The sequence below is a fragment of the Aerococcus sp. HMSC23C02 genome, from assembly GCF_001806805.1.
In the GTDB taxonomy this organism is placed as follows: Bacteria; Bacillota; Bacilli; order Lactobacillales; family Aerococcaceae; genus Aerococcus; species Aerococcus sanguinicola.
Map to the genome: position 1 here is coordinate 1 of NZ_KV786059.1, position 10,895 is coordinate 10,895.

9 protein-coding genes are annotated in these 10,895 nt (G+C 47.2%); 1 reads left to right on the forward strand and 8 read right to left on the reverse strand.

What is annotated here, in order from left to right; translation table 11 throughout:
- Window positions 1-328: 328 nt before the first annotated feature.
- The 5 genes from msrA to HMPREF3090_RS06335 all read right to left on the reverse strand — a co-directional run bounded on the left by msrA (window position 329) and on the right by HMPREF3090_RS06335 (window position 5,878).
- The gene (gene msrA / locus HMPREF3090_RS06315; RefSeq protein ID WP_067973770.1) at window positions 329-847 is read right to left on the reverse strand and encodes a peptide-methionine (S)-S-oxide reductase MsrA; all 519 of its coding nucleotides are present in this window, start codon (window positions 845-847) and stop codon (window positions 329-331) included.
- A gap of 136 nt (window positions 848-983) precedes the next feature.
- A complete protein-coding gene (serS, locus tag HMPREF3090_RS06320) occupies window positions 984-2,276 on the reverse strand; it encodes a serine--tRNA ligase (RefSeq protein ID WP_067973765.1) in 1,293 nt (430 codons plus the stop codon).
- A gap of 339 nt (window positions 2,277-2,615) precedes the next feature.
- Window positions 2,616-4,004 (reverse strand): serine hydrolase, encoded by a 1,389-nt coding sequence (locus HMPREF3090_RS06325; RefSeq protein WP_067973762.1) that lies wholly within the window; start codon window positions 4,002-4,004, stop codon window positions 2,616-2,618.
- Complete coding sequence (locus HMPREF3090_RS06330) at window positions 4,001-5,146, reverse strand: sensor histidine kinase (protein ID WP_067973758.1); 1,146 nt, start codon at window positions 5,144-5,146, stop codon at window positions 4,001-4,003. The genes HMPREF3090_RS06325 and HMPREF3090_RS06330 overlap by 4 nt, the downstream gene beginning before the upstream one ends.
- Before the next feature lie 27 nt (window positions 5,147-5,173).
- A complete protein-coding gene (locus HMPREF3090_RS06335) occupies window positions 5,174-5,878 on the reverse strand; it encodes a response regulator transcription factor (protein ID WP_067973754.1) in 705 nt (234 codons plus the stop codon).
- A 165-nt stretch (window positions 5,879-6,043) separates the two neighbouring features.
- On the opposite strand from HMPREF3090_RS06335, the gene HMPREF3090_RS06340 reads away from it, so the two are divergent.
- The gene (locus tag HMPREF3090_RS06340; protein WP_070486194.1) at window positions 6,044-6,328 is read left to right on the forward strand and encodes a hypothetical protein; all 285 of its coding nucleotides are present in this window, start codon (window positions 6,044-6,046) and stop codon (window positions 6,326-6,328) included.
- Window positions 6,329-6,487: 159 nt separating this feature from the next.
- Here HMPREF3090_RS06340 and HMPREF3090_RS06345 read toward each other — a convergent pair whose 3' ends face one another.
- From HMPREF3090_RS06345 to HMPREF3090_RS06355, 3 genes are all read right to left on the reverse strand, one after another.
- Window positions 6,488-7,000, reverse strand: coding sequence for a type 1 glutamine amidotransferase domain-containing protein (locus HMPREF3090_RS06345; protein ID WP_067973747.1), 513 nt, complete (start codon window positions 6,998-7,000; stop codon window positions 6,488-6,490).
- 201 nt (window positions 7,001-7,201) lie between these two features.
- Window positions 7,202-8,683, reverse strand: coding sequence for an IMP dehydrogenase (guaB, locus tag HMPREF3090_RS06350; protein ID WP_067973742.1), 1,482 nt, complete (start codon window positions 8,681-8,683; stop codon window positions 7,202-7,204).
- A gap of 133 nt (window positions 8,684-8,816) precedes the next feature.
- On the reverse strand, window positions 8,817-9,860 hold the full coding sequence (locus HMPREF3090_RS06355; protein ID WP_067973738.1) for a thioredoxin domain-containing protein: 1,044 nt from the start codon (window positions 9,858-9,860) through the stop codon (window positions 8,817-8,819).
- Window positions 9,861-10,895 lie beyond the last annotated feature (1,035 nt).

The following is a 10,895-nucleotide window of genomic DNA, read 5'->3' on the forward strand; positions in this document are numbered from 1 at the left end:
CTTCTTTGTTCAGTTTTCAAAGGTCTATCTCGTCTCTCTTTGAGACAACTATTTAATGATATCTCATCGAGAACGAAATGTCAAGAACTTTTTAAAAATTCTTTTTTTGTTTACTTGAGAAACAACTTTTATAGCATAGCATTTCTCGTAGGTCTTCGTCAAGGCTTTTTCAAAAAATATTTATTTTGCTTACGGCCTTTTTGAGGACAAGAAATATATTATCACCTTTCTAGATCTTTGTAAAGTCTTTTTCTTAATTTTACTTGGAAAAAATAAAAAAAGTGACAAAAGCCCAGTTAGCAGCTTTTGTCACTCTTTACTCGATCTCCTACCAGTTTTCGTCGATAAAGCTTTGGCGGCCGGAGCCTCGACGGTAGCGTTGGTAGTGTTCGGGATTCTTCTTATAGAAATCTTGGTGGTAGTCTTCTGCTGGATAAAAGGTTTGGGCGGGTTCAATCTGAGTCACAATCGGATCGTCGAAACGTCCGCTGGCTTCGAGTGCCGCTTTAGAATCAAATGCTGCTTGCTTCTGCTCTTCATCCGCATAAAAGATCACTGGCCGGTAAGAATCTCCCCGGTCAACGAATTGACCCATAGCATCCGTTGGGTCTGTCTGTTGCCAGTAAATCTTCAGTAAGTCTTCATAAGAAATTACATCAGGGTCGTAAGTAATTTCGACAGCTTCTGTGTGGCCGGTATTGCCCCGGCAGACTTCCTGATAAGTTGGATTGGGCACATGTCCACCAGTATAACCCGATACAACCGAAATAATACCAGGATATTGGTCGAAGGGTTGGACCATACACCAAAAACATCCCCCTGCAAAAATAGCTTTCTTTTCTGCCATATCGCATCACCTTCCTTTGCTAACTTACTTCTATTGTAACAGCTTTTCGGTCGTTCACCTACTTCTAGGTCTTAAATGACAAAAGAGGCCGGGGCTTTTGTCCCAACCTCTTCTCACTTGTTTGATTACTCAGTTTCTAACCTAAAGCATTCTCTTTAGTAATTTTCGTTACGCCACCCATGTAAGGAACGAGTACTTCTGGGATGGTCACTGAGCCATCCGCATTTTGATAGTTTTCAAGGACTGCTGCTACGGTCCGACCGACAGCCAAACCTGAACCGTTCAAGGTATGGGCGAGTTGTGGTTTACCGTTCTCATCGCGGTAGCGGATCTTAGCCCGGCGTGCTTGGAAGTCTACGCAGTTTGAGCATGATGAAATTTCCCGGTAGGTATCTTGGGCTGGGATCCAAACTTCGATGTCATAAGTCTTAGAAGCTGAGAAGCCCATGTCACCGGTACAGAGAACAATGCGACGGTAAGGTAATTTCAGCATCTCTAAAATATTTTCCGCATTTTGGGTCATGCTTTCGAGTTCATCGAAGGATTGGTCGGGTTTAGCAAATTTGACCATTTCAACCTTGTGGAATTGGTGGAGACGAATCAAGCCCCGGGTATCTCGGCCTGCAGACCCCGCTTCTGAACGGAAGCAAGGTGACATGGCAGTGAACTTAATAGGTAATTCTTCACCTGGAATGATATCTCCTGCATAGTAGTTGGTCAAGGTCACTTCGGCAGTTGGGATCAAGGTCAGGTCGCGATCGTCATGTTCAATTTGGAAAACATCTTCAGTAAATTTAGGGAACTGACCAGTCCCGTACATGGCTTGGTCATTGGCCAGGTAAGGGGTGATGGTTTCAATATAGCCTTCCTTAGCATGTTGGTCGAGCATGAAGTTGTAGAGGGCCCGTTCCAGCTTAGCCCCCATCCCACGATAGTAGAGGAAACGTGAGCCAGCTACCTTGCCCCCCGCTGCGAAATCAAGAATGCCTAAGTCTTCACCGATTTCGTAGTGGGCTTTAGGCGTGAAGTCAAAGTCTGGCAGGTCGCCTTTGCGGTGGATTTCTTCATTATCGTCTTCATCTTCCCCCACTGGAACACCTTCTGCAGGCAGGTTGGGAATGCGGGCTAAAATATCATGGCGTTTGTTTTCGACCTCTTTGACTTCTTGGTCTAGCTTAGAGATTTCCTCGCCTAATTCCTGCATGGCCTTAATCTTGTCATCTGCATCTTCTTTGTTCCGCTTCAACTGGGCAATTTCTTCAGAAGTTTGATTGCGGACTTTCTTCTGTTCTTCAACTTGGACTAAGAGCTTACGGCGGTCTTCATCGAGAGCCATCACTTGGCCCAACTCTTCCCGGCTCACCCCGCGAGTCTCTAACAATTGGGCTGTTTCTTCAAAATTATTTCGTAATTGACGCATATCAATCATGGGTCTTCCTCCTCCATTGGTGTAAAAAATTAAAATAAAAAAAGCTATTCCATACCCTTTCGATTAAGAAAGGGACGGAATAGCTGCTTGTTTCGGCATTATTGCGCGGTACCACCCTGCTTCAGCATATCACTATATGCTTGCTGCACTCTTCAGTTAACGGTCTGTCCGGAAATGCTTCACCCATCTGCGGGCTCGCACTCAGCGATTGTGTGGATTCCATGATAACAAGTATCCGTTCCCACCGACCACGGACTCTCTTGAACTTATCCATCACTTACTAGTCACAATCCTACTTTTTATCTATTAATGCTATTATAATCTTTCTCTTAATAAATGTCAATTTGTCTTTGCAATTTGCGTATCGAGCCAGTCTTCCACCTGGTCCACCAGGGATTCAATCAACTGGGACATGCGCCGGGTCACCCGGACAATGGGGCTCAGACTTTCCACTTCTTCACTCGGCACAATGGCATTGGTCAAGGCCATATCCTGGCCCTCCACATCTTTAAGGAAGGGCAGGTGGATGGTCACCTGGTTAACGGCCTGGCTAGGATCGAGCGGAGCCTTCACTTGCAGGGTCCCTTGGGGGGTATACCGCCAATTATCGCTATAAGATTCCACCTTTTCTTGGCCCCAATCGATTCCTTGAGGCAAGAAGGCAGCTGAATTATCCTGGTAGAGCAGATCCACCTGGTCTTGGCGGCCTTGGTAGACATCCACATGGTCCCGGCTAGCGAAGACTTCCCCTTTTTGGTGGACGAGGGTCCAAGCTAGATTGTCCTGCAGACCGTTCAATAACTTGTTAGTTTCCCGGTAGCGGGCCTCATTATCGCTCGCTCCCAGGGTCAAAAGCAAGACTGGACGGTCGTTGATCCGGCTAACAATCAGGATGCAAGCTCCAGCCAAGTCTTCCGTCCCAGTCTTCAAGCCCAAGACATCTTCGCGTCCATAAGCCAGTCCCGGGAGAAACTCATTGAAGTTCACCATTCGAAAAGTCGTCTCTGGGTTAACTTGGAAGTCCTTAACGGAAACGGCCGAGCGTTTGAGAATATCGGGATAGTCTTTCAATAAGTGCTGGGTCATCCGCAAGAGGTCAATCCCCCGCATCTGGTTTTCATCCTGGCTGGTGTACTGGTCACCATTAGTGGTCTGGTACTTGCCATCAAGTCCCGAGGCCGTATAGAGCTGATAGTCTGTAATCCCCAAGGACTCCAACTTATCGCCCATCTGTTCCACAAAAGTCGCCTCGTCCCCTGCCACATATTGGGCCAGGGCCACAATGGCTGAATTAGCTGAATAAATCAAGGTGGCATCGATCAGGTCGCCGGCAGTGTAATAGTCCGTTGACGCATCCAGAGGGACATTAGATAAGTTGGGGAGGCGGGAGAGTTCAGCCACCCCTTCAGAGACGGGAATCTTGGTATCGAAATCTAATTGACCAGCCTTGATGGCATCGTAAACCACATACAAGCTCAGCAACTTGGTCAAGGAAGCAATCCCGTGCAAGTTATCATCCTGGTAGCGGAAGAGGGCCTGGCCAGTCGCTTGGTCCATGGCTGCTGCTTGGTCAACTTCTAAGTTCAATTGGGCTGCGAGTTGGCTCGAAAAATCATCCAAACTTGTTCCCTGGTCCTCAGCCAGTACCAGACTAGGCGTCAAGACCGTCCACAACAAGCTCAATACGAGACCAACTTTGAATACTTTCAGCTTCTTTCCAAGATTCATCCATTCAACCTCTCTTCCTGGTAATGATTCGGAATTTTAAAAATAAAACGTGTGCTATGGCTATCAGATTCAGCCCATATCTTGCCGTGGTGGTGGAAGACAACCCCTTCTGCAATGGCCAAACCTAGCCCAGAGCCGGATTTTTCTTGCGACCGTGAACTATCCACCCTGTAAAAACGTTGGAAGAGCCGGTCTAAGGCCTCTTCTGGAATCTGGTCGCCATCATTTTCGACGACAAAAGTGGTCTCTTTAGCATCCTGGCTGACCGCCACACGGACATAGTCACCGTCGCCACCATATTTAAAGGCATTGGTCAGTAGGTTAGAGAAAACCCGGGCCAGCTGCTCTGGATCCACATCGACAATGATTTCCTGGTCTTCTGGGACATCCAAGCGGAGCTCGCGACCAGCTTGTTCCGCCTCCATCTCAAATTCAACCAGCATCTGTTGGAGCATCCGCACCACATTGATGGGCATGACATTGAGCTGGATATTGACCTGGCTAATCTTCGTATATTCAAAGAGGTCATTCACCATCCGCTGCAATTGCAAGGACTTGGTATAAGCAATATGGGCATAGTGCTTCATTTCTTCCTCATCGTTATAGTGGCCGCTCTCCAAGAGACCCAAGTAGCCGATCACCGAGGTCAGCGGGGTCCGGATATCATGGGACATGTTGACAATCAACTCATCCTTGGACTGTTCAATCCGGCGCTCCTCCTCCATGGCCTCAACCGTGCTATCCACCAAGCGGTTAATCGAGGACACCACCGGCTTCATCGAATCCAAGTGCTTGCTGGAAATCCGGTGGTCATAGTTTCCCTGAGAAATAAAATGCAGCTCGTCCAAGATATAACCTAATTGGACCGTCCGATAGCGCCGGTAGATCCGCCAAGCCACCGCTCCCAGGCCAATCACCACATAGCAGAGGGTGAAGCCCAGAAAGAAGTTTTGTTGGAAATAGGGTTGGAGAATAATGGAGAAGGGATTTTGCTGCATAATCTGGACATAGTAATAATCGTAGGCAAAGATCAAAACGAACATAATGCCAAAATATCCCAGCAAAAGAATGGCTGTCCAAACCACCGCCTCAAAACAAACTTCGAGGAAGACGCGGTATTTACTTCGTTTGGAATGGTACATGAAATGGCCTCCCTTCATCCATTCATACTAGGCCTGGTCAGCTGTCGGATCAACAATCCGGTAGCCCACACCCCAAACCGTTGAGATAACCTTATCACCATTGGTTGCCTTGCCGATCTTGTCGCGCAAGTGGCTGACATGGACCATAACCGTCTTGGCTGACACCACCGAATCCTGCTGCCAAACCCGCTCAAAAATCTCATCTGCACTGAAGACTTCATTCGGGTGACTAGCTAAGAGATAAAGGATCCCAAATTCTAAAGCTGTGAGCTGGATCTCCTTCCCATCGATGGTCTTCACCTCATGGGAATTCTTATGAATCGTCAAAGGCCCAATCTCAATCGTATCGGTATTATTCTCATCCGACAAGTTAGCCCGACGCAAGAGGGACTTCACCCGGGCCATGACTTCTAGGGCATTGAAGGGCTTGGTCACATAGTCATCCGCCCCCGTCGTCAAGCCAGAAATCTTGTCCATATCGCTGGACTTAGCCGACAACAAGAGGATTGGAATCTCAACATTCCGCCCCCGGAGCTCCTTCAAGAGGGTCAAACCATCCTTACCCGGCATCATAATATCCAAGATCATCAAGTCAATATCTGGATTATCCACCATCTGCTTGAGGGCGTCATCCCCATCAAAGGCCTGAACCACCTGGTAACCCTCATTCTTAGAATAAATCGTCAATAACTCAACAATATCCTTATCATCATCTACAATTAATAACTTCATCTCGCCACTCCCTTACACAAAAAATGATTTACATACTATTACTTTACTAAGAACACACTCCCCTATATTTTAGCAAAACATCCCTAGCATTGTTTAAAGAAAACCCACAAATCTCCTTAAGAAAGAATTAAATCAAAGGGTGTGAGCAAGAGCGGTTAGCTTTGGATGCTTGGAGTAAGTCGGGATAAGGGCAAGCTAGGCTTGCACATTTCCGACTTGCGAAAGCACTCCAAAGCTGCTCTTGCGAGCCCAACTGAAGGGTGTGAGGGAGCGCGGGTAGAAGAGGAGCCGCTTCTGCGCGACCGAACCCGACTAAAGGGTGTGAGGGCTGGCGCTCAACTTGACCAATCCCCAATCGGACTGGCGGATTGTGGCTTGGGAGCTTTTAACCCCCAATTGTCCCATTCGAGTGTGGGTTGCCAAGCCCCAGCCCCCAACCAAGGGGATTAACTGTGGGTTGACACTTTCCAATCCCCAAACAAGGCCGCCGAATGTGGCTTGAAAATAGCCAACCCCCAATCGAAGCTTCCGAGTGTGGGTTACTCCACCCTCAGCACCCCAAAGAAAAAGGAGCAGGCTGCCCTGCTCCTTTCTTTATTCATATAGAGCCTATTTCAAAGCATCGACAATCGCTTTATTGAAAGCCTCTAAGTCTGCTGGGGTCCGACTGGAGATAATACCGGATGGATCAATGACAACTTCTTCATCAAAGAAGTTGGCGCCCGCATTTTTCACATCGACAGCGACTTGTTTAACAGCCGTAATGGACTTGCCCTTCAGAACATCAGCGTTGACGAGTAGTTGAGGGGCGTGGCAGATAGAGAAAATCGGTTTGCGTTTGAAAGCAAAATGACGCACAAAGTCGAGCACGCGTTCATCGCCCCGCAATTTATCAGGAGAATAGCCACCAGGGATGAGCAAGGCATCATAGTCTTCACCCTTGGCTCCGTCAATGCCAACAGCGACTTCGACTTCTGTATCTTCACTTTTACCTGTAACGGTTTGGCCAGCTTCGAGCCCCACGGTCACTACTCCATGACCAGCTGCCTCGAGGGCTTCCTTAGGTGATGTAAACTCTGAATCTTCGAATAGGTCTGTGATAATTGCTGCAATTTTTGCCATAAATTATGGAACCTCCTTCAATTCAATACAAGTTCAACTTCTCTTCCATCCTAACATGTCAACTGGCTAAAGGCGAGCAATCCGCTCATCTTCCCTAATAAGATAAAGAAAAAACGCCTAGACGAAGCTAGACGTTTTTAATCTATTTTCTGCACTTTAATGTCGATGATTAATTAAGGAAATTAATTTTATATCAAACACTTAACCCCGAGAGTAGTTTGGTGCTTCCTTGGTAATTTGAATGTCGTGTGGGTGGGATTCAATCAGACCAGCGGCTGACATGCGGACAAATTGAGCGTTTTGGCGGAGGTCTTCAATATTGTGTGCCCCGCAGTAGCCCATGCCTGAGCGGATACCACCGACCATTTGGAAGATAATATCAACGACTGAGCCCTTGTAGCTGACCCGGCCTTCGATACCTTCTGGAACTAGCTTGTTGGCTTCATTGACTTCACCTTGGAAGTAGCGGTCTGCCGAACCCTTCTTCATGGCACCTAGACTGCCCATGCCACGGTAGGTCTTGAAGCGGCGGCCTTGGTAGATTTCAATCTCGCCTGGGGATTCATCCGTTCCTGCTAGCATGGACCCTAACATCACGGCATGGCCACCTGCAGCCAGGGCTTTGACAATGTCCCCTGAATACTTAATCCCCCCATCGGCAATGATGGTCTTGCCGTATTCATTGGCTACTTCAGCAGCATCGTAAATCGCTGTCAGTTGTGGCACGCCGACCCCAGCAACTACCCGGGTGGTACAGATCGATCCTGGGCCAATGCCAACTTTAACAATATCTACACCCGTTTCGAAAAGGGCCCGGGTGCCTTCAGCAGTCGCAACGTTCCCAGCAATCAAGGTAACGTCTGAGAAGTGGTCGCGGATTTCTTTGACCTTGCGGAGGACCCCCTTAGAGTGACCGTGAGCGGTATCGATCACAATGGCATCCACCCCTGCCTCAACCAAGGCCTTGGCGCGTTCAAAGGTATCTGAGGTCACTCCGACAGCGGCCCCGCAGATCAAACGCCCCTTGGCATCTTTAGCGGCATTCGGATAGTCGGTAACGTTTTGAATGTCTTTGAAGGTAATTAAACCCGTCAAACGGCCTTGGTCATCGATCAAGGGGAGTTTTTCGATGCGGTATTTCTGTAAGAGAGCTTCGGCTTCTTCCAGACTCGTATTCGAAGGAGCGGTCACCATTTCTTCAGTGGTCATGTATTCGTGGATCGGTTCGGACAGGTCGCGGACGAAGCGGATATCGCGGTTGGTAATGATCCCTAATAATTCACGCGAGCTTTCATCCTTGACGATAGGCACCCCGCTGATATGGTAGCGGGCCATCAAGTCCTCTGCCTCTTGGACCTGGTTGTCTGGGAAGAGGTAGAAAGGATTGGTAATGACGCCACTTTCCGAACGTTTCACCTTGCGAACTTCCTCTGCTTGCTGGTCGATGGTCATATTCTTATGAATAATACCTAGACCGCCAGAACGCGCCATAGCAATGGCCATATCCGCTTCGGTTACCGTATCCATAGAGGCTGATAAGATCGGCACATTCAACTTCAAGTGGTCAGATAGCTGGATCCCTAAATCCGCCTCATCAGGCAGGACATCACTTTCAGCAGGCACGAGTAAGACATCATCGAAGGTAATTCCTTCTTTTACAAATTTATTTTCCCAGTTCGACATGGTGTTAATCCGCTCCTTTTCCTTTTTAGATTATTCAATAGGATAGCCCAAACTTCCGAAACTGTCAACAATTATTTGAATATTTTACAGTTAATAACGAACTTTTATGATAAATATTATTTTATTGTTCGTCTTATAGCTTATCTTGGACGCCTGCTAGGGCTTGGTCAGCTTGGAAGCCTCGACCATCGATAAAGACAGCAGGACTGGCTTCAACACCGACTGCTTGGCCTTCTTTATGGGCTGCCTTGAGGGCTTCTTGATTGCCTTGGTAACTGTAGCCTAGTTCTTCTTCGGCGAACTTAAAAACGCCTTCGAAGTCAGAGGCCTCCCATTCTGGACGTCGACTGAGAATCTCTTCGACTTGGTCTAGGGCCTTGTCCGAATCTTGGTAATCAATAAAACGCTGCATCACTTCACCCTTGTAGCCGCCACCGTGACGCAGGCTAAAGATCTTGGTCACTAGGCGGATTTGTCCGGATTCTACCGCTTGGCGTAAGATCGGGAAAGCTTCCTTAACATAGGCCGCAGATTCCGGCTCGTAGAGATCGATGAATTGGTAGACCGTCTTTTCTGCCTGGTCCGAACCGAGGACAAAGCCATTAGCGTCGCTGAGGGCAGAAGGATCAAAGGAATTTTTTAGTGCTTGGTCTTCAAGGGCTTCTTGCAACCACTTGCGAATGGTGAAGTAGTCTTCGTGCTCATCTAAGATGTGGCCAGCCAGGAAAACGGTTGGCACGAAACGCACCCCATTGCCTTCCCCTTCTTGGCGGATGGCTTGGGCAATGTCTTCATTATCTTGGCGTTCCAGACCAACGACATTCTCCACCCAGTCCTTAACGCCATCATGGTCCATCTCACCCCAGACATCCTGGTTGGCATAGAAATAATGGATCATCTGATAAGCTTCCTCTGGTCGGTCGTAGTCAATGTATTGGTGGAGGATATTGGCCTTGGAGAGCTCATGCTTGTCGCGGTCGTAAGACTTGATAATCCGCTGCAACTTACCCGCTGCCACCCACTCATCCAGCAAGTAGGAATTACTCTGGAAGAACTTCCGGGCAAAAGGACAGCGGTAATTAATGAACTCAATCGATTTGATGGGGGCATCATCGCAGCCCAATTTCAAACCGAGCTCCGTACCGATCCCCTTAGGATTAATATCTGCAGTATTCATATAGAAACAACCTCCTCAGTTAGTTAGCTTCATTGTAACAAGAAGAAGGGGCAAGGACTATAAAAAGCCCTCCAGTAGGGATAGGATTTCTTAGCTGAATTGCATTGATGAGCATCCGTTACGCTTTTGAATTTGGTCCTTATAGAGCCATGGCACCGGCTCGAGCCAAGGTCTCTCACCTAGCAAATCTCAAACGGACCGTACGGCTGATGCCTACGTTCCGTAATTCGCTTTACTTGCTTGTTCATGGCTAAGGACCAACTTCAACGCTTCACTCCTGCTCATAAATAAATTGTTTATAAAATAAGTTTTCTTTAATTGCTAAATAGTCGTAACTAAAAATGAAGCAGCAGGCACTATAAAAAGGATTCCACGAAGGATAGAGCTTCTAAGCCAAATGGTATTAATGGGCATACTTTGCACTTTTGAATTTGGCTCTTAACTATTGAAAAAGCTCCCAAATTTAGACTTTAAAGCCAAAATTTGGGAGCTTGTTACTGTCTTTCTTATTAACTCATTAGCTACTAGCTTTCCTTAGTTATGCCGATGCTTTCTATGGTATTGGATGAATTTTATGACATAAAAAGCATGCATGAGATAAATTGGGAAGGCTAACGTCAACCAGCTGCGATATCCCAGATACTTTAAACAAAGCTAAGATAATCACTTGAATTAGTATGGAAATGATTAAGACATCTTTTCGGTAGATAGTTTCATTCACCATGTTCGCGGTCACCTCAATGAATATTTATGCTAAGTGAGAACTTAAGCTTGCGAATAGCTTGTAAGCTTAGCCTAACAAAAAATTCAAGTCTTTTAAAGTACATCACTTGATTTTGAGTCTGTAACAAAACTAAGCTAGCAAGGAAGTCCTGCTAGCTTAGCTGTGCGATGTTTGTAATTTTTATTCTGGGCTTGTGGCCTCACACCCTAGTCAGGCTCGGTCGCGCAGAAGTGGCTCCTCTTCACAAAAATCTGTCGAAGATTTGCCGTCTTCTCTAGCTTTTGGCTCCAGAGGTCCCTTTCTCCCGCATC